The sequence below is a fragment of the Arthrobacter sp. UYEF20 genome, assembly GCF_040546335.1.
GTDB lineage: Bacteria > Actinomycetota > Actinomycetes > Actinomycetales > Micrococcaceae > Arthrobacter.
This window is the reverse complement of sequence record NZ_JBEPNP010000017.1, coordinates 32,839-51,275: the sequence shown is the minus strand read 5'-3', so window position 1 is coordinate 51,275 and position 18,437 is coordinate 32,839. Positions and strand designations below refer to the sequence as shown.

Annotated in this window: 12 protein-coding genes; 6 read left to right on the top strand and 6 right to left on the bottom strand. The window is 67.0% G+C overall.

The window, feature by feature from the left end:
- Positions 1-18: 18 nt before the first annotated feature.
- Entirely contained in the window at positions 19-684 is a 666-nt protein-coding gene (locus tag ABIB26_RS17465) for a GntR family transcriptional regulator (protein ID WP_354245878.1), read from the bottom strand.
- A complete protein-coding gene (locus ABIB26_RS17460) occupies positions 677-2,164 on the bottom strand; it encodes a fumarylacetoacetate hydrolase family protein (protein ID WP_354245876.1) in 1,488 nt (495 codons plus the stop codon). The genes ABIB26_RS17465 and ABIB26_RS17460 overlap by 8 nt, the downstream gene beginning before the upstream one ends.
- A 256-nt stretch (positions 2,165-2,420) precedes the next feature.
- On the opposite strand from ABIB26_RS17460, the gene ABIB26_RS17455 reads away from it, so the two are divergent.
- Positions 2,421-3,821 (top strand): MFS transporter, encoded by a 1,401-nt coding sequence (locus tag ABIB26_RS17455; RefSeq protein ID WP_354245873.1) that lies wholly within the window; start codon positions 2,421-2,423, stop codon positions 3,819-3,821.
- A gap of 302 nt (positions 3,822-4,123) precedes the next feature.
- Positions 4,124-6,025, top strand: a complete 1,902-nt coding sequence (locus ABIB26_RS17450) for an FAD-binding monooxygenase (RefSeq protein ID WP_354246007.1) — start codon at positions 4,124-4,126, stop codon at positions 6,023-6,025.
- 140 nt (positions 6,026-6,165) lie between these two features.
- Here ABIB26_RS17450 and ABIB26_RS17445 read toward each other — a convergent pair whose 3' ends face one another.
- Complete coding sequence (locus ABIB26_RS17445) at positions 6,166-7,575, bottom strand: aldehyde dehydrogenase family protein (RefSeq protein ID WP_354245871.1); 1,410 nt, start codon at positions 7,573-7,575, stop codon at positions 6,166-6,168.
- Between the two features lie 287 nt (positions 7,576-7,862).
- Between ABIB26_RS17445 and ABIB26_RS17440 the strand changes: the two genes are divergently transcribed.
- Complete coding sequence (locus tag ABIB26_RS17440) at positions 7,863-9,338, top strand: APC family permease (protein ID WP_354245869.1); 1,476 nt, start codon at positions 7,863-7,865, stop codon at positions 9,336-9,338.
- Between the two features lie 119 nt (positions 9,339-9,457).
- On the opposite strand, the gene ABIB26_RS17435 is transcribed toward ABIB26_RS17440, so the two are convergent.
- Positions 9,458-10,429: an AraC-like ligand-binding domain-containing protein gene (locus ABIB26_RS17435; protein ID WP_354245867.1), complete on the bottom strand. Its 972-nt coding sequence runs from the start codon at positions 10,427-10,429 to the stop codon at positions 9,458-9,460.
- A gap of 146 nt (positions 10,430-10,575) precedes the next feature.
- Positions 10,576-11,166, bottom strand: a complete 591-nt coding sequence (locus ABIB26_RS17430; RefSeq protein WP_354245864.1) for a TetR/AcrR family transcriptional regulator — start codon at positions 11,164-11,166, stop codon at positions 10,576-10,578.
- A gap of 123 nt (positions 11,167-11,289) precedes the next feature.
- Here ABIB26_RS17430 and ABIB26_RS17425 point away from each other — a divergent pair, with 123 nt between their 5' ends.
- The gene (locus tag ABIB26_RS17425; protein ID WP_354245861.1) at positions 11,290-13,212 is read left to right on the top strand and encodes a primary-amine oxidase; all 1,923 of its coding nucleotides are present in this window, start codon (positions 11,290-11,292) and stop codon (positions 13,210-13,212) included.
- Positions 13,213-13,221: 9 nt separating this feature from the next.
- Positions 13,222-13,665: a hypothetical protein gene (locus ABIB26_RS17420; protein ID WP_354245858.1), complete on the top strand. Its 444-nt coding sequence runs from the start codon at positions 13,222-13,224 to the stop codon at positions 13,663-13,665.
- A 6-nt stretch (positions 13,666-13,671) separates the two neighbouring features.
- Here ABIB26_RS17420 and ABIB26_RS17415 read toward each other — a convergent pair whose 3' ends face one another.
- Positions 13,672-17,184, bottom strand: a complete 3,513-nt coding sequence (locus ABIB26_RS17415) for an SNF2-related protein (RefSeq protein WP_354245855.1) — start codon at positions 17,182-17,184, stop codon at positions 13,672-13,674.
- 309 nt (positions 17,185-17,493) lie between these two features.
- On the opposite strand from ABIB26_RS17415, the gene ABIB26_RS17410 reads away from it, so the two are divergent.
- A complete protein-coding gene (locus ABIB26_RS17410) occupies positions 17,494-18,387 on the top strand; it encodes a DMP19 family protein (RefSeq protein ID WP_354245852.1) in 894 nt (297 codons plus the stop codon).
- Positions 18,388-18,437 lie beyond the last annotated feature (50 nt).

Below are 18,437 nucleotides of genomic sequence, written 5' to 3'. Positions count from 1 at the left end.
CGTCCTGGGGAAATCGGGTCAGATGTTTTTGGCCTGGTTGAGGTAGGCGTCCAGGGTGGCGGAACGGTGCAGTCGGGCGGCCTTTTCAATGTCCTCCGCGCCGGCGGCGGTTTCGATGAGCCGCAGCAGGGCCTCGTGCTCGTCCACCGATTCGTGGGCCCGGCCGGGGACAAAGCGGAACGTGGAGGACCGCAGGGAGCCCAGCTGATCCCAGCCCTGATGGACGAGGCCCAGGATGTGCGGGTTGGGGCAGTGCTCAAACAGGACGCTGTGGAAGTCCTTGTTCAGCTGCGTAAACCGGATCGGGTCGAAATGTTCCAGGCAGGCGCGCATCTCCGCGTTGACGGCACGGGCCCGGGCAACATCCGCCGCGCCGATCAGCGGTGCGGAAAGTGCGGTGGCCGCACCCTCGAGGATGCTCAGGGTCTGCATGGTGTAGAGGTATTCGACCGGGTCGATTCCTGCCACCGTGGCGCCCACGTTGCGCTCGAACTTCACCAGGCCCTCCGCCTCGAGCCGGCGGATTGCTTCGCGGACCGGGACCACGCTGACGCCCAGGCCGTCCGCGATTTTGGAAAGCACCAGACGGTACCCAGGCGAGTAAAGGCCCTGGAGGATCTGGTCCTTGATAGCCGCGTAGGCCTGCTCGGACTTGCTGCCTGCTGCCACCGTCGTCTCAACCATTGGCTTTGACCGCTTCCCATTCCTCGTACTTGGTGCGCCAGGCGGCGTTCAGCGGATAGAGGCCGTCCACGCTGTGGCCCTGTGCCACCATTTCCGCGATGAACGTTTCCTCGCGTTCCTGGCGGATGGAGTCGTCCGCTACCTCTTCGGCCAGCGCCGGCGGGATCACCAGGATGCCGTCGGAATCGGCCACGATGATGTCGCCTGGCTGCACGGTGGTGCCGCCGCAGGCGATGGTGATGTCCGTGTCCCACGGGATGTGGCGGCGGCCCAGGACGGCGGGGTGCGGGTTGGAGTAGTAGGTGGGCATCTCCATCGCGGCCACGGCGGAGAAGTCGCGGACGCCTCCGTCGGTGATGATCGCCGCCGCTCCCCGGACCTGGGCGCGCAGCGCAAGGATGTCGCCGATGGTGCCGGTGCCCTTCTCGCCGCGGGCCTCCATGACCAGGATCTCGCCCTCGTTCACGGAGTCGATCGCCTGCTTCTGGGCGTTGAACCCGCCGCCGTGGGTCTTGAACAGGTCCTCACGGTTGGGTACGTAGCGCAGTGTCCGGGCCAGGCCCACCACCCGTTTCTCCGGCCGCGTGGCGGTCAGGCCGTCAATGCTGACGTTGTTCAGCCCGCGCTTGCGCAGCTGGGAGGAGAGGGTGGCGGTGCAGACGCTTTCCAGCTTCGCCTTCAGTTCCGGGGACAGGACGGGCCCGACGGCGGCGCCCTCCACCGCGGCAAGGCCGGCCGCTTCCCGCGAACCATATGCCTCCTCGCGCTGCAGGTCATCCGTCCTGGGCGGCGCACCGAAGTCTGCGAACGGCGTCGTGCCTTCCTCCACCCGGGTGACCAGCCGCCCGGTGGTCAGGCCGGCAGCACTGACTTCAACCTCGACGACGTCGCCCGGCTTGGCCACCGAGGCCCCGGCAGGCGTGCCGGTCAGGATGATGTCGCCCTCTTCGAGGGTGAGCAATTGGGAGAGATCGGCAACCAGGCGGGCGAATGGGAACAGCAGGCCCCCGGTGGTGTCGTCCTGGACCAGGTCGCCGTTGTGCCAGGTGCGGATCCGCAGTGTGGCGGGGTCCACGGCGTCCGCCGGGATCATTCCCGGGCCGACCGGGGTGAAGCCGTCGCCGCCCTTCGAACGGAGGTTGGAGCCCTTGTCCGCGTAGCGGAGGTCGTAGACGCCGAGGTCGTTGCTGGCCGTGACCCATTCGACGTGGCTCCAGGCGTCCGCGATGCCGACCCGGCGGGCGGGCTTGCCGATGATCAGGGCGATCTCGCCTTCGTAACCGAGCAGTTCGCAGCCGGCCGGACGCTCCACCGCGGAAGGGGCTTCTGCCGACCCGAGCGACAGGGACGACGACGGCTTCAGGAAGTACGAGGGCTGTTCCGGCGTGCGGCCCCGCTGGGCTGCGCGGCTGGGGTAGTTGAGGTGCACCGCGATGACCTTCCTGGCGGCGGCCAGCGTGTCTTCATTGACCTGGTCCAAAAGTATCTCCTCATCAAAACAAAATCGTATACGAAACTATGCATGGTTCCGAAGGTTCCGTCAAGGGCCTGCGCGGAGTTCGTAGTATTGGCGCGGATAGGAGCTTGATTTGAATGTGAGCCTTGACACGAATTTCATCACAGCTACTATGAACAATCATATACGGTTTCATGTATGACCGTAGGCCCAGATCGCGGCCACCGCACTTCCACCTCTACCGGGCCACAGAGACGTGCCCGCAAGAAATGAGGAATCCATGACTGCTCTCCCGCATGCGCAGCGCACGACGGCAAAGGATCGCCGCCGGGTAGCGTTCGCCACCATCATCGGAACCACCATCGAGTGGTACGACTTTTTCATTTACGCCAACGCGGCGGGCCTGGTCTTCGCCAAGCTTTTCTTCGAACCTGCCGGAAGTGACATCGGCATCCTGATCTCCTTTGCCTCGATCGGACTCAGCTTCCTGTTCCGGCCCCTGGGCGCTTTCCTGGCCGGCCACTTCGGCGACAGGCTGGGCAGGCGGGCAATGCTGGTCCTCACCCTGGTGCTGATGGGCGTTGCCACGACCCTTATTGGTGTGCTGCCCACCTACGAGACTGCCGGCATTATCGCACCGGTACTCTTGCTGCTGCTGCGCATCCTGCAGGGCATTTCCGCCGGTGGCGAATGGGGCGGTGCCGTACTGATGGCAGTGGAGCATGCTCCCAAGGGCAAGCGCGGCCTCTACGGCTCGTTCCCGCAGCTGGGCGTCCCCCTGGGCATGATCCTTGCCTCCGGCGTGCTGGCACTGATGTCCGGCGTGATCTCGCCCGGCGCGGCCTTTGTTGAGTGGGGCTGGCGCATCCCGTTCCTGCTCAGCTTCGTCCTGATCATCGTCGGCTTCGTTGTCCGCCGCAGTGTGGAAGAAAGCCCCGTCTTCGAGGAAATCGCCCAGAAGAAGCAGCAGACGCGTGTTCCGATCGTCGAGTTGTTCAAAAAGCACTGGCTGCTGGTTATTCTCGCCGCACTGGTCTTTGCAGGTAACAACGCCGCAGGCTACATGACCACCGGCGGCTATATCCTTAACTACTCCACCAACCCCAAGGGCCTGGCCATGGACCGCACCGGAGTGCTGCTCGCCGTGACTGCCTCCGCCGCCTTCTGGTTCATTTTCACCCTGGTTGCCGGTTACCTCTCCGACAGCATCGGCCGCAAGAAGACGTACCTCATTGGTTACGGCTGCCTGGTCGCGGCAGTCTTCCCCCTGTTCTGGCTGGTAAACACCGGGAACATCTGGGCGTTGCTCCTCGGCCTTGCGTTTTTGACAGTCGGACTCGGCCTGACCTACGGCCCCCAGGCGGCGCTCTACAGTGAACTGTTCCCGGCCTCGATCAGGTTCTCCGGGGTCGCCATTTCCTACGCCCTGGGCTCGATCCTCGGCGGGGCCTTCGCTCCGACCATTGCCACGGCGCTGGTCCAGGCCACCGGGACAACCACGTCCGTTTCCGTATACCTGCTGGTTGTCGCGCTGATTTCGGTGGCCGCCGTACTGGTGCTCCGTGACCGGAAAGGCATCGACCTGAGCATCAGTAACCAGGCCGAGCAGGAGGTCGGAGCCACCATCTTCGACAAGCGCACTCCCGCCGTCAGCCACACCACGGACAACGCCAAAGTCTGATCCAGCGGTCAGCTGGGAGCCGCCCCCGCCGGGGCAATACATGACCCGTTGACCCGGGACGCCAGACGATCGCCTGGAAGAGGAAGAAGTTATATGGACATCGCAGACTTGCTGCTGAAGGCGGTCCCCGGCCGGGTGGTGACACACGTTGAAGAGCTTGGCCAATACCGGCTGGCCTGTAACCCGCGTCATATCTGCCGTACACTATTAGACCAATAGACGCATTCTATTATCGAACACTGAGTTCTAATATCGAACACAATTCAGGCGAAGCGTCCCACATGACGAAACGAGGAAACCCCGTGCAGTTCCACCACCACGGCTACGTATCCGGTGACCCGCGGGTCCAGCCCGCCGCCGGCGTCGGCGTCGACCGGCCCGCGGAGCTTCCCGACGAGGTCGACGTGCTCATCGTGGGCACCGGCCCCGCGGGCATGCTGACCGCAGCCCAACTGTCCCAGTTCCCGGGCGTCACCACGCGCATCGTGGAGCGCCGCGGCGGCAGGCTCGCCATCGGCCAGGCCGACGGCATCCAGGCCCGGAGCGTCGAGACCTTCCAGGCGTTCGGCTTCGCCGAGCGGATCATCGCCGAGGCGTACCGCATCACCGAGATGGCGTTCTGGAAGCCGGACCCCGCGGACCCCTCCCGCATCATCCGCACCGCCCGCACCCTGGACGACCCGGCGGGCATCAGCGAGTTCCCGCACCTGATCGTCAACCAGGCCCGCGTGCTGGACTACTTCGCCGAGGTCATGGCCAACGCGCCCACGCGGATGTCGCCCGACTACGGCCTGGAGTTCCGCAGCCTCGAGGTCTCCGGCGAGGGCGACTACCCCGTCACCGCGACGCTCCTCCACACGGCCGGCCCCGACGCAGGCCGGGAGCGCGTTGTCCGGGCCAAGTACGTCGTCGGCGCGGACGGCGCCCGGTCCAGGGTGCGGGAGTCGATCGGCTGCACGCTCGCCGGCGACCGGGCCAACCACGCCTGGGGCGTCATGGACGTGCTCGCCGTCACGGACTTCCCGGATATCCGCACGAAGTGCGCCATCCAGTCCGGCACGGGCGGCAGCATCCTGCTGATCCCGCGTGAAGGCGGCCACCTCTTCCGCATGTACGTCGACCTCGGCGAGGTCGACCAGAACGACAACGGCGCCGTCCGCAACACCACCATCGAGCAGATCATTGCCCAGGCGAACGAGATCCTCCACCCCTACACGCTCGACGTGCGCAACGTCGCCTGGCACAGCGTGTACGAGGTCGGCCACCGCCTCACCGACCGGTTCGACGACGTCCTCCCGGACCAGCGGGGCAACCGCACGCCGCGCGTATTCATCACCGGCGACGCATGCCACACGCACAGCGCCAAGGCCGGCCAGGGCATGAACGTCTCCATGCAGGACGGCTTCAACCTGGCCTGGAAGCTGGGACACGTGCTCGAGGGCCGCAGCCCCGAGAGCCTGCTGTCCACGTATTCGGCCGAGCGCCAGGTCATCGCGAAGGACCTCATCGACTTCGACAAGGAGTGGTCCACGCTCATGGCGAAGAAGCCCGAGGAGTTCGACAACCCCTCCGAGCTCGAGGACTTCTACGTGCGCACCGCAGAGTTCCCCGCGGGGTTCATGACGCATTACGCCCCCTCCATGCTCATCGCCGCGCCCGCGCACCAGGACCTGGCCACCGGCTTCACCATCGGCAAGCGCTTCAAGTCGGCGCCCGTCGTGCGGGTCTGCGACACCAACCCGGTGCAGCTCGGGCACCATGCCACGGCGGACGGCAGGTGGCGCATCTACGTCTTCGCCGACGCGGCACTGGCCGGGGAGGCGTCGCCTGTGGCCGACTTCGCCGAGTGGATCGCGAACGCGCCGGACTCGCCGCTGGCCGCGACGCCGTCGGGCGCCGACCGTGACGCATGGTTCGACGTGAAGGTCATCTACCAGCAGGACCACACGAGCATCGACATCGGAACCGTCCCGGCGGCGTTCAAACCGCAGGTGGGACCGTTCCGGCTGACGGACTACGAGAAGGTCTACGGCACCGATCCGGCCGCGGACATCTTCGAGCTGCGCGGTCTCGACCGCGGCGGCGTCGTTGTAGTGGTGCGGCCGGACCAGTATGTGGCCAACGTCCTGCCCCTGACGGCGACGGCGGAGCTCGCCGCGTTCTTCGCGCCCCTCCTGCGGGCAGGGCGGTCCGCAGCGGTGTGACCCCGTACGCGCGGTCTGACAACGCCCGCGTGCGCTCACCGCGGATGCGGGCGTCGTCAGCATCCGGACGTGCGAAGAGGATCTGCCGGAGAGTGCACCGGCAGATCCTCTCAGACTGCGGAATCGCGGACAGGCCTGGCCTAGCCGTTGATGACCTGCGGGATACCTAGTGCTTTGAGGCCTTCGACGCCGAACTCGAGTCCGTATCCGGACTGCTTGGCGCCCCCGAAGGGGACGCGCGGGTCCACGGCGCCGTGTTTGTTGATCCAGACGGTGCCGGCTTCGAGGCGGGCCGCCACCTTCCGGGCCTTTGCCGGGTCGGTCGACCAGATGGAGGCGCCGAGCCCGACGTCGAGCGCGTTGGCCATAGTGACTGCCTCGTCCACGGTGCTGTAGCGGATGATCGGCAGGGCGGGGCCGAACTGTTCATCGGCGACGAGAGGGTTGCTGTTGTCGATGTCCGCCACCAGGGTGGTGGGGTAGAAGTGGCCGGGCTGGTCCGGGTCCGGGTTGCCGCCGAGCAGCACTCGGGCGCCGGACTCCTTGGCGGCATCCACGAGGCGGGCCACGACGTCGTATTGCTGGCGGTTCTGCAGCGGGCCGAGGACGTTGTTTTCGTCGAGGCCGTTCCCCATGGGCATGCCGGCGGCGACGGTGGTGAGTTCGGCGCAGACGGCGTCGTAGATGGTGTCGTGGACGTAGAGGCGCTTGAGGGACGCGCAGGTCTGGCCGGTGTTGATGAAGGCGCCCCAGAAGAGGTCTTCGGCGATGGCTTTGGGGTCGGCGTCGGGCAGGACGATGCCGGCGTCGTTGCCGCCCAGTTCCAGGGTGAGGCGCTTGACGGTGTCCGCGGAGGATTTGATGATGGCTTTGCCCGTGGCGGTGGAGCCGGTGAACATGATCTTGCCGATCGCGGGGTGTTCGGCCAGCCGGACGCCGACGTCGCGGCCGCCGGAGACGACGGTGAGGAGGCCGTCGGGGAGTTCCTCGTTGATGACCTTTGCCAGGGCCAGGACGCTGAGCGGGGTGTATTCGGAAGGCTTGACCACCACGGCGTTGCCCATCCGGAGGGCCGGCGCGATCTGCCAGACGGTGATCATCATGGGCCAGTTCCAGGGGCCGATCGCGCCGACGACGCCGATGGGCCGGTAGTGCAGTTCGGCGCGGGTTTCGCCGTCGTCCACCACGGTTTCCGGCTCCAGCGGGGTGCCGGCGGCGGCGCGGAGCCACGCGGCGCAGGCGCCTACCTCGAAGCGGGCGTTCGGGCCGTTGAGCGGCTTGCCCTGCTCCCGGGAGAGCAGCCGGGCCAGTTCCTCGGCGGAGCGTTCGACGGCGTCGGCGGCCCTGAGCAGCGCGGCGGACCGGACTTCGTGGCCCAGGGCAGCCCAGGCCGGCTGCGCGGCCGCCGCGGCGGCGATGGCCTGCTCGAGGTCCTCGACAGTGTGGACCGGGGCTTCGCCGACCGGTTCGCCGGTGGCCGGGTCAAAGATTGTGCGGGTCTCACCGGACACCGGGGTGATCGAGGCGAGGAGGGCGTCGTAGGTTTCCATGGGTACTCCACATCGAGTAGTTGAGGCGCTGAGTCGTTGAGACACATGTCCGAGTGTCCTCCGGTGCCTGACGTGCAGTCTTGTCTTTGCGCGAACTGGAGTTGACCGGGTGCGAATGATCGCCAGGGCGGCCGTCGCGCTGGGTTCCATTGCGCTGGGGAACAACAACCGATCACGGATCGACAAAAGAGTGACGGGCGTCACCTGCCATGCTGGATTTCACGGTGCAAGCACCCCTATTTCTCAGACAGCCATTTCCCAGACTCATGACCGTTAAGAAGGATCCGATGAGTATTTCAAATTCCGAGTCCCGGACCGCGGAAGACCGTCCCCGCACGGAGCACTCCACCGCGCTGCGCGCCGGCAGCGTCGGCGTCATGGGCATTCTCTTCTTTGTCTTATCCGCCCAGGCGCCGTTGACCGGCATCGTCGGCGCATCCCCCCTGGCCGCAGCCCTCGGGAACGGCGCCGGCGCGCCCGGGGCCTATCTGGTAGTGGGCATCGTCATCGTGATCTTCGCCGTCGGGTTCGTCGCGATGAGCCGCAAGATCCAGGCCAACGGCGCCTTCTACGCCTACGTGACCGCCGCCTTTGGGCGAAAGACCGGCGCGGGTGCCGCGTGGCTCGCGCTCCTCGCATACAGCACGGTCCAGGCCGCGATGTACGGCCTGTACGGTGCGGCCTTCTCGGGGCTCCTTGGATCCGCCGGCATTGAGGTCCCCTGGTGGCTGCTGGCCGTACTCACCATGGCGGGCGTACAGGTGCTGGGATCCCTCAACATCGAACTCGGGGCGCGGGTTCTGGCGCTGCTCGTCGGCCTGGAGGTCGCGATCCTGCTCATGTTCGGGTTCACCGTGCTGTTCCGTGGCGGCGGACCGGAAGGAATTAACCTGGCGGCGTCCTTCTCGCCCGAGGCAATCGCCACCGGAGCCCCGGGCGTGGCCATCATGTTCGCTGTCGCGTCCATGTTCGGCTTCGAATCCACGGCCATCTACTCGGCCGAGGCCAAGGACGCCCACCGCACGGTGGCCCGCGCCACGTACCTGTCGGTGGTGGTCATCGCGGTGTTCTTCTCCTTCATTTCGTGGATGCTGGTGAGCTACTACGGCCCCTCCCACGTTATGGATGCCGCGGGCGCGGCCCTCGAATCGGGCGACTCCACCTCGTTCGTGCTGACGCCTATGGTGGAGCTGTTCGGGCCGTGGGCCGGAACGGTCACCGGCATCCTGCTCGTGTCATCCCTCCTGGCTGGCATCATCGCCTTCCACAACGGCATCAACCGCTACCTCCATTCGCTGGCCCTGCGCGGGTCGCTGCCCGGCGCCTTGGCCCGGACCAACCGGCACCGCGCCCCCGCCGTGGCCGCGCGGGTCCAGACCGCGATCGCGCTCCTGCTCGTGGCGCCGTTCGCCCTGCTGGGCCTGGACCCGGTGCTGACGCTCTTCTCGTGGTTCAGCGGACTGGCCGTCGCAGCACTGTTGGTGCTGTACATGCTGTCCTCCCTCGCCGTCGTCGGCTATTTCCGCCGGGAGCGGGTGAGCGGGCAGCTATGGCAGACGTTCATCGCCCCGGTCCTCGCTTCCGCGCTGCTGGCGTGGGTGCTGCACCTGGTGGTCAGCAACTTCACGTCCCTCATCGGAGGAAGCACAGAAACAGCCGTCGGCCTGCTGATTGCAGTCCCCGCGGTCTTTGCGGCCGGCGTCCTGGTGGAAGTCCGGGTGGAGAGGCAGATCCGGACCTCTGGGCTTGAGCTCGCCGGGTAGTCGACTCGGCTGAGGAGGCGGGGGGCGGTGCCGGGCAGATCCGGCACCGCCCCCTGTGCATCCCGGCTTGCTGGCTCTGTCAAACGGCGGGCGCTGTCAGCGGCGGGCGGCGGCCACGCTCAGGCGCCGCGCCGCCAGTCGCTGGGGGATTCGCCGAAGGCATCACGGAAGGAGCGGCTGAAGTGGGCCGCATCCAGGAAGCCCCAGCGCCCGGCCACGGCTGCTACCGGCATGCCGGCCAGGAGCGGATCCCGCAGCTCGCGGCGTGCCCCTTCCAGCCGCTGGGTCCGGATCCAGCTCGCCACGGTGGTCCCGGATTCATGGAACACATTGTGAAGGTGCCGGGTGGAAATGAAATGGGCCGCCGCGATGGAGGCGGGGGAGAGCAGCGGATCGGCCAGGTGCGCGTCAATGTACTCGCGGACCGAGGCCGCCAGGAGGGCCTGCGGCCTCATCCGGTCCGGGGACATGTCCAGTTCCGAATGCAGCATGGTGGACACGAGATCGAGGGCATTGGTGGCGAGGCGGGACCCGCTGGGGCCGCTCAGCGCGTCCAGGTTCTCTGCGAGGTGGGCGATGAAAGGCCCGACGATCGCGGCGAGGCCGCTGTCGGAGGCCATCCGCACAGCCGAAAGTTGCGCGATGCAGTCCGGCGGCAGGGACAGCGCGTCCCAGGGGAACATCACCACCATGAGCCGGGCGTCCCCCTCGAAGGCAAGCGTGTAGGGCCGGCTGGTGTCGTAGATGGAGAGGTCGCCCGGGCGCAGGAGGGCCTCGCGGTTGTCCTGGATCAGGAGCCCGGTGCCCTGCAGTTGGAGATTGAGCTTGAAATAGCGCTGGTTGGACTGGGCGATGAGCGCCGGCGTGCGGTGGACCTCATGGCTGGTCGACGAGACTTCGACGACCGCCACACGGTCCAGCCTGCGGGCCCGCATGCGGCCGCGGAAGTTGTCCGCATCTGCGCTCGAGGCGGCCAGGGGGACGAAGGACTCCGCGACGAGGTGCCTCCAGTGCTCGAACGAGGCCGCCGTGCTGGTGCGGACGTGCTGTCCGGACGGACTGAGGGATGGGCGGGCTGCAACTGCGGTCATGAAAGATCCTGACGCCGTCGTAATTCGTGGACTGTGCCGTTTCCGGGGACTGTGCCGTGGGACACAGTCCTTTCAGGGTAGCGGCGCGGCCCGCCGCTGTCATCTTTTTTCGACAACCGGCGAAAAAAGAACAGACGAGCGGGCTGCTAGCTGCCCAGCAGGGTCAGGATCCCCTTCAGCTGCTCGTTCAACCCGAGCTCCACCTGGCCCTCGGGGGCGAGTGCCGCCGCGATCTGCGCGCCGAGGAGGAAGTTGAGCAGCTGCCCGGCCAGCGCGGTGTCGGCGACGGCTGTGGTGACGGTGCCGGATTGCCGCGCCTCGGCAAGGTGCTGACGGATCGCCGCAAGCCACTGCGCCATCGAATCCCGGTGGATCCGGGCCTTGCCGGGATCGTTGATGGCCTTTTGCCAGAAGGGAATGACAATCCGGGCCTCGTTGATCCGCTCCTCATCCAGGGGCAGCACCTCGACGCAAAACGATCTCAGGGCAACGAGTCCGGACTGCCCGGCGGTGACTTCCGCGATGCGTTCGTTGGTGCGGTTGAAGACATGCCCGAACGCGAACGTCAGCAGGTCATCCTTTGTGGGGAAGTACGGCTTGAGGGCCCCGTTCGCGAAGCCGGCCTCGAGGGCGATTTCGCGCATGGTGGCGCTTTCGATGCCGAGCCGGGCGATGGTCCGCCACGTCGCGTCGACGAGTTCTAGCCGCCGCTGGTCGTGGTCGACAATCTTTGGCACCGGGCAGCTCCCCAAAATATTTTGCGTCGGACTCTTGTGGCACATCTTACGGTTCCGTATTCTCTACAACTATAGAAAATAAAAGTTCTGACCCGCCAGGGTCACCGAACGAAGGCCCTCAAGATGCCCGTACAAACTGACACCCTCACTCCGTATAGCCCGTACAGTCTGGCCACGGGCGCCGAAATCACCGCCGTCCAAGGCATCCTGCGTGCCGCGGGCCTGCTGGGAGAGACGCAGCGCATCGCGTACCTCGGCCTGGTGGACCCCGCCAGGCACGCGCCGGCCGACAGTGAAGATCGACGGTTCCGGGTCTTCCTGCACGACGTCTCCGGAGGACGCCCGGCCGACGTGACCGTCTCGGTTTCCAGCGGCGCGGTGATTTCCGCCGTCGAGCTGGACACGGCCCTGACCGGCGAACTTCCCGTCCTGGAGGAGGAATTCGAAGTCGTGGAACAGCTCCTGGCCACGGACGAACGGTGGCTCAAGGCGCTGGCAAGCCGGGGCCTGGATGTCAGCAAGGTCCGCGTTGCCCCGCTGTCCGCCGGGGCGTTCGAGTATCCCGAGGAAAAGGGCCGCCGGATCCTGCGTGGCCTGGCCTTCGTGCAGGATTTCCCGGAGGACAGCGCCTGGGCGCACCCCGTGGACGGGCTGGTGGCGTACGTCGACGTCGTCAGCCAGGAGGTCACGCAGGTGCTGGACACAGGCGCCGTCCAGATTCCGGCCGAACACGGCAACTACACCGATCCGGAGCTCACCGGCCCGCTGCGCACCACGCAGAAACCCATCAACATCACCCAGCCGGACGGACCCAGCTTCACCGTCACCGGCGGGAACCATGTCGAGTGGGAAAAGTGGAGCGTCGACGTCGGTTTCGACGTCCGCGAAGGCGTGGTGCTGCACAACCTTGCCTTCCGGGACGGGGGCCGCAAGCGGCCCATCATCAACCGCGCGTCCATCGCCGAAATGGTGGTTCCCTACGGGGACCCGTCGCCCATCCGGTCCTGGCAGAACTACTTCGACACCGGTGAATACCTGGTGGGCCAGTACGCCAACTCGCTGGAACTGGGCTGCGACTGCCTCGGCGAGATCACCTACCTCAGCCCCGTCATCAGCGACGCCTTCGGCAACCCCCGGGAAATCCGCAACGGCATCTGCATGCATGAGGAAGACTGGGGCATCCTGGCCAAGCACAGCGACCTCTGGACCGGCATCAACTACACCCGCCGCAACCGCCGCCTGGTGATCTCCTTCTTCACCACCATCGGCAACTATGACTACGGCTTCTACTGGTACCTCTACCTCGACGGCACCATCGAGTTCGAGGCCAAAGCCACCGGCGTCGTCTTCACCTCCGCCTACCCAGAAGGCGGCTCGGCCAACATCTCCCAGCTCGCCCCGGGTCTGGGCGCCCCGTACCACCAGCACCTGTTCAGCGCCCGGCTGGACATGGCGATCGACGGCTTCACCAACCGGGTGGAGGAAGAGGACGTGGTCCGGCAGGCGATGGGCGAGGGCAATGAACGCGGCAATGCCTTCTCCCGGAAGCGCACAGTGATCGCCCGCGAATCCGAGGGTGCCCGCGAGGCCGATGCCCGCAGCGGCCGGACCTGGGTCATCTCCAACCCGCAGTCACGGAATCGCCTCGGCGAAGCCGTGGGATACAAGCTCCATGCCGAGGGCCAGCCCACGCTGCTGGCAGACCCGGAGTCCTCCATTGCCCGGCGGGCCGCCTTTGCCACGAAAGACCTTTGGGTGACCCGGTTCGCGGAGGAGGAGCGGTACCCCACAGGCGATTTCGTCAACCAGCACGCCGGGGGAGCGGGGCTGCCGGAGTTTGTGGCACAGGACAGGGAGCTGGACGGCCAGGACATCGTTCTGTGGCATACCTTCGGCCTGACCCACTTCCCGCGTCCCGAGGACTGGCCCATCATGCCGGTGGACTCGGTCGGCTTCAAGCTCCGGCCCGAGGGATTCTTTGACCGCAGCCCCGTGCTGGATGTGCCCACGAGTGCACAGCCGGCCGGCGGCCACTGCCACAGCTAGTCCGGCGCCGTGAGCGTGGCGGGCGGCGTGGGACGGCGGGGCGGCATCGCCGGCATCGTCTTCCATTCGCGGATCTGCGCCGCCGTGACGGCGGCGTCCTGCCTCATGCACCTGTGGCTTGTCGCCGGGAACCAGCACGGGACATGGCTGAACCTGCTCATGCTCGCCATGGTGGCTGCGTGCCTGCCGTGCGCCGTGCACATCTGGCGGCACGGCAGGGCCGCCGCCCTTCGCCGGGTCATGGCCTCGGCCCTGGCGATGACCGGGGTGCACGCGCTCCTGTTCCTCGGCGCCGGGGCATCGGGTCACGTCCACGAGGGCGCCGCTCCCGCGGCAGCCGGAGCGGCGCCCTCAGGCTCCGGGGCGCTGCTGGCGGTCATCGCGCTGGAAATGACGACGGCGCTGCTCGCCGCGACGCTCCTGTCCCGGCTCCGGGCACAGCCCCGCGGCTGAAGCGTGTCAGTCGTTGAACAGCCCGGTCAGGTCCTCCGCCGTGAGCGCGCCGCCTGACAATGCATCGCCTTCCATGACGTCCGCGAACAGCTGGGACTTCCTGGCCTTGAGCGCCATCACTTTTTCCTCGATGGTGTCCTTGGCAACGAGCCGGTAGACCATCACGTTCCGGGCCTGGCCGATCCGGTGCGTGCGGTCCACGGCCTGCGCCTCCGAGGCCGGGTTCCACCAAGGATCCAGCAGGAACACATAGTCCGCCTCGGTGAGGTTCAGGCCGAAGCCGCCGGCCTTGAGACTGATCAGGAACACCGGCGCCGCGCCGTTCTTGAACTCGTTGACGACGTCGGTGCGGTTCCGGGTGCTCCCGTCCAGGTAGCAGAACTCGATGTTCTCCTCGACGAGCCGTTCCCGCACCTTGCCCAGGAACCCGGTGAACTGGCTGAAGATCAGCGCCCGGTGGCCTTCGGCGACGAGGTCCTCCAGCTGCTCGAAGAGCACATCGAGCTTGCTGGACCGCACGCCCGAGAGCGAGGGGTCAATCAGCGAGGGGTCCAGGCTGAGCTGCCGGAGCAGGGTCAGGGACTGGAAAATCGTGAAGCGGTTCTTGTTGACGTCGTCAATCAGGCCCAGGATCTTCTGCCGCTCCCGCTGCAGGTGTGTCTGGTACACCTTCTGGTGCCGCGGGTTCAGCACCACCTCGAGGATCTGCTCCTGCTTCGGCGGCAGATCGTGGATGACCTGCTCCTTCGTGCGGCGCATCATCAGCGGCCGGACCCGGCGCCGGAGCTTGTCCAGCTGCGCCTTGTCGCCGTTCTTTTCCACCGGCTTCTGGTAGTTCTCGGCGAACCGCTTGGGGCTCGAAAAGAGACCCGGCGCGACGATCGACGTGAGGGCCCAGAACTCCATCAGGTTGTTTTCCAGGGGCGTGCCGGTGATGGCGAGTTTGAAGGCCGCCGGAAGCTTCCGGGCGCACTGGTAGGCCTTGGACTGGTGGTTCTTCACGAACTGCGCTTCGTCAAGGACCAGGCCGGCCCATTCCAGCGAGGCATACGCGTCGTAGTCGATCCGGAACAGCGCGTAAGAGGTGATGATGATGTCCGCACCGGCCATCGCCTCTGCCGGCGTCGAACCGCTCTTCGCGAACGTCTCGCTGACGGCGCGCACCGTCAGGCCAGGCGCGAACCGGGCGGTCTCGGCTTCCCAGTTCCCCACCACACTCGTGGGGGCGACGACGAGGAAAGGGGCAGCGCCGGGCGCCGCGCCAACAGTGTCCGGGGCCGCACCGTCGCCGTCGGACGCCGCGGGGGGCTGCTTGGCCGGCTCCTTCGCTGCTTCTTTGGCTGCACAGATCAGCGCCAGCGCCTGGACAGTCTTGCCCAGGCCCATGTCGTCGGCCAGCACCCCGCCCAGGCCGTGCCGGTAGAGGAAACTGAGCCAGTTGAACCCTTCGAGCTGGTACGGGCGCAGCTCGGCGTTGAGCGTTGCAGGCAAGGGCAGGCCCTTCACGCCGCCTTCCAGCAGCCCGCCGACAGCCTCGCGCCAGGCCGCGGCCTGCTCGTCCACGATGCCAAGTTGCGCGAGTTCGTCCCAGAGGCCGGCCTGGAAACGGCTGATCTGCAGCGGCGCGTCCTTGTTGTCCTGCAGCGAGCGGGCTTCATCAATCAATGCCCGGAGCTGGTGCAGCTCAGGCAGGTCCAGAGAGAAGTAGGCGCCGCTGGGCAGCAGCATGCGGGTCTGCCCCGAGGCGAGGGCGGAGAACAGCGCCGCGAAGGACACCGGCTGGCCCTCGAGAGTGATGACGATGCCAAGATCGAACCAGTCCCGCTGGTCGGTGGCCTTGGTCGAGATCGCCACGACCGGGGCCTCTTCGGATTCCCGGTAGTCGGCAATGTCGCCGGCGGTATCCACCGCGACACCGGGCAGCTCGCGGAGCCGGGGGAGGACCTCCTCGGTGAAGGCCAGCGTGTCCAGGCCGCTGAGTTCGGCCGAGGCCGCCAGCCGCGGCGTCCCCCAGCCGCCGGTGGCTGACTCGCCCAAGGCGGGCACCATGTCCCAGGGCTGCCCAACGGCCTCCAGGATGCTGGCCTCGGCCGGGTCATCGCGGTAGCCGTGATCGCCGGGGTGGCGCCACAGCGGCTGCGCGGTGACCAGCTTCCCGGACTTGTAGTGCCATTCCCAGTGCAGCCGCACCCGGTGGTCCGCGCCGTAATTGGCGAGCAGGGACAACGTAGGGACAGCCAGGGTGGGCAGTTCGACGGACTCGTCGGATGCCGTGACCCGGGCGGACTGCTTGAGCTTGGGATAGAAGCCGGTCAGGAACCGGCTCTCATCCCGGGCCGGAATGTGCAACGTGGTCCCGGCGGTGACAAAGGTCAGCAGCTCCTCGCTGAGCCCGCTTTCCAGCGGGGCGAGGGTGATGATGGACTCGTCCAGCGCGACCCCGGGGAGGGCGTCTCCGCCGGTGGTCAGGAAGATCCCGTGCGCGGGACGGCCGATGGTGCCCACGCTCGCAGGATCAACCACGACGCCCTCGACCGTGATGGTGGGCGCGAGCGACAGCCCGCCGTTCTGATCCCCGGCGTTGCCGGTGGTGCCGGCGGCCCCGGCGGAGACGATGGTGCCGGCGCCATCCCTGCCGGGCGGGTTCCGCGCGTCGCGGGCGAGATTGAGTCCGACGGCGGCAGGCTGCTCCACCACCCGCACCGGCTCCTGGCCGCGGCCGTGGACCAGGGCGACGCCGATCTTCCGGGCCTGGTCCAGCAGGCTCCACAGGTTCTTGCCGGCGTAGGTGTTAAGCCCCAGCCAGGGCGCGGTGCCGGCGTGCTGGCGGTTGGCGAGGGCCGTGTGCGAGGCGAGGAATTCCTGCATCCACTCGACGTGGGCCTCGTTGCACTCGCGCCGGTAGTTCAGGTAGCTCAGGGTGTTCCAGGAAACGTCCCCGCGGATCCACTTGCCCTTGGCGCCCATGATCACGGGCCGGGCCTTCAGCTGCCGCACGCTGCGCAGGGGATCCCTGCGGCCGGTGTAGGAGAAATGCGGAGCGGGTTCCTCGATTTCGAACTGGAGGGCCAGCGGAATCCCGTTGGTGGACTGTGTGATGCCGGGGCGCTCGATCAGCGGGCTCAGGGCTTGTTCCCAGTCCGGCACCTCGAGGGCCGGCGCCTGGCGGGAGGTCCGGGAGGCATCGGCGGGGGTCAGCAACTGGACCCGCGTTGCGGGGTTGTCCTCGGCCGCGAACAGCAGGGCGGCCACGTGCTTGCAGTCCTTCCGGACCGGGCAGCTGCAGACGCCCACGGTGCAGCTCCAGCCGCCCGCCTTCCGGACCAGCTTCGCCGTCGTCGAATAGGGCACTTCGGAGCCGCCCCGCACCTTGCCGAGCATCAGGCCGGTGGCGGGGTCGAAGGAGATTACGGAGACCCGGCTCCCCATGGCGTAGGCAAGCCCGGCCGCAAGGGAGCGGTCGTTGATCGCGGGTGTCTGTATTGCCAGTGCCGCACTCTCGTCCGGATGGGAAGGCATGTGCGCACTACTTTCGGCAGTTGGTCATCAGATCCATCTTAGCGAGCCGGGGAGTGGCTTGCGGATTCGTCCCTGGCCGGGGGGTGTCCGGAAGAGCGGCCCCGCCCCGAGACTAGCCCCGCCCCGCCCCGCGGCGAGGCCGGTCGGGTCCCGGGGCTGTGTGGAAAAGTGGCGGCCGGCGGACCCCGGCCGGAACGAGACCCCCAAGTCTTCCCCCGGCGTTCAACTTCGACGCCGATGCGGGCAACCGGCGCCACATACGGTGGAAGGGTTCGGAGCGCCATCTGCATTCAACGGTGAGGATTTCCTATGAGCAACAGCCCTTCCATCAGCCTGTCCGCAACTGACTACGCCCCGGTCCTGACCAGGGACAGCCTCGCCGGTGGCGACGCGGAGGTGGTCGACGCGAACGTGGACGTGGTCAACACCATGTACGCGGAGCTTCTCGACGTCGAGGAAATCGCCCCGAACGCACTCCGCAGCTACTACGTGGACTTCTACCTGACACAGTCCCTGGCCGGCGGCTTCGCCCAGTACGTGATCACCGCGCAGGAGCGCGAGGATATTGACCCTTACGTTCGCGAGGGGCTGTCAGGGATGGGGGCCGTGGGGCATCTGGAGCTCTTCAACCGCACCGCGGCGGCGTTCGAATCGCTCACCGAGGAGGAAGCCGACGCCTATCTTGACGGGGATACGGAGCTGGACGGGGACCACCCGGACGGGGCAACGGACAGGAGCCACGGCACCACACAGGCGGTGCAGCGGCTGGAAGAGCTCGATGCCGAGTTCGAATCGCTCGTGGAGACCGAGGACATCACCGCGCTTAACGCGGCGTGGCTTCGCGCCCAGCAGGATCTCCTGGTCCTGGACGAGGCGGAACTCGACCGGCACATCGCCGAACGTGTTTCCCGGATCCCGAATCTGGCGGAACGCCAGGCCGAGGCGGCGGACGATGAGCTGATGAACGCTCCGGGATTCGAGCTGATCATCCGTGAACTGTGCGACGTTGCGGGCCACACGCTGCTGAAGATCACCTTGGGCAACCCCAACTACGACCACGATGGCCACCGTGCCCTGGCCTGGCACTTCGCCACGGACCAGAGCGAGTTCCTGATGGTCGAAGAGGACGACGAAGCCTTCATGATCCACCCGGAAACCAAAGAGATCGTGGCCGCCGTCGAGTTCGCGGAGGAAGACGCCTAGATGAATAATTCCAAGGGGTCCGGGCGGCATGTCATGCCTTGGTGAGGGGT

Excerpts from the sequence above, each read along its gene's own strand:
- ABIB26_RS17455 (WP_354245873.1), top strand. The coding sequence starts at position 2,421 with ATGACTGCTCTCCCGCATGCGCAGCGCACGACGGCAAAGGATCGCCGC.
- ABIB26_RS17440 (WP_354245869.1), top strand. The coding sequence starts at position 7,863 with ATGAGTATTTCAAATTCCGAGTCCCGGACCGCGGAAGACCGTCCCCGC.
- ABIB26_RS17445 (WP_354245871.1), bottom strand. The coding sequence starts at position 7,575 with ATGGAAACCTACGACGCCCTCCTCGCCTCGATCACCCCGGTGTCCGGT.
- ABIB26_RS17435 (WP_354245867.1), bottom strand. The coding sequence starts at position 10,429 with ATGACCGCAGTTGCAGCCCGCCCATCCCTCAGTCCGTCCGGACAGCAC.
- ABIB26_RS17410 (WP_354245852.1), top strand. The coding sequence starts at position 17,494 with ATGAGCAACAGCCCTTCCATCAGCCTGTCCGCAACTGACTACGCCCCG.
- ABIB26_RS17415 (WP_354245855.1), bottom strand. The coding sequence starts at position 17,184 with ATGCCTTCCCATCCGGACGAGAGTGCGGCACTGGCAATACAGACACCC.
- ABIB26_RS17465 (WP_354245878.1), bottom strand. The coding sequence starts at position 684 with ATGGTTGAGACGACGGTGGCAGCAGGCAGCAAGTCCGAGCAGGCCTAC.
- ABIB26_RS17425 (WP_354245861.1), top strand. The coding sequence starts at position 11,290 with ATGCCCGTACAAACTGACACCCTCACTCCGTATAGCCCGTACAGTCTG.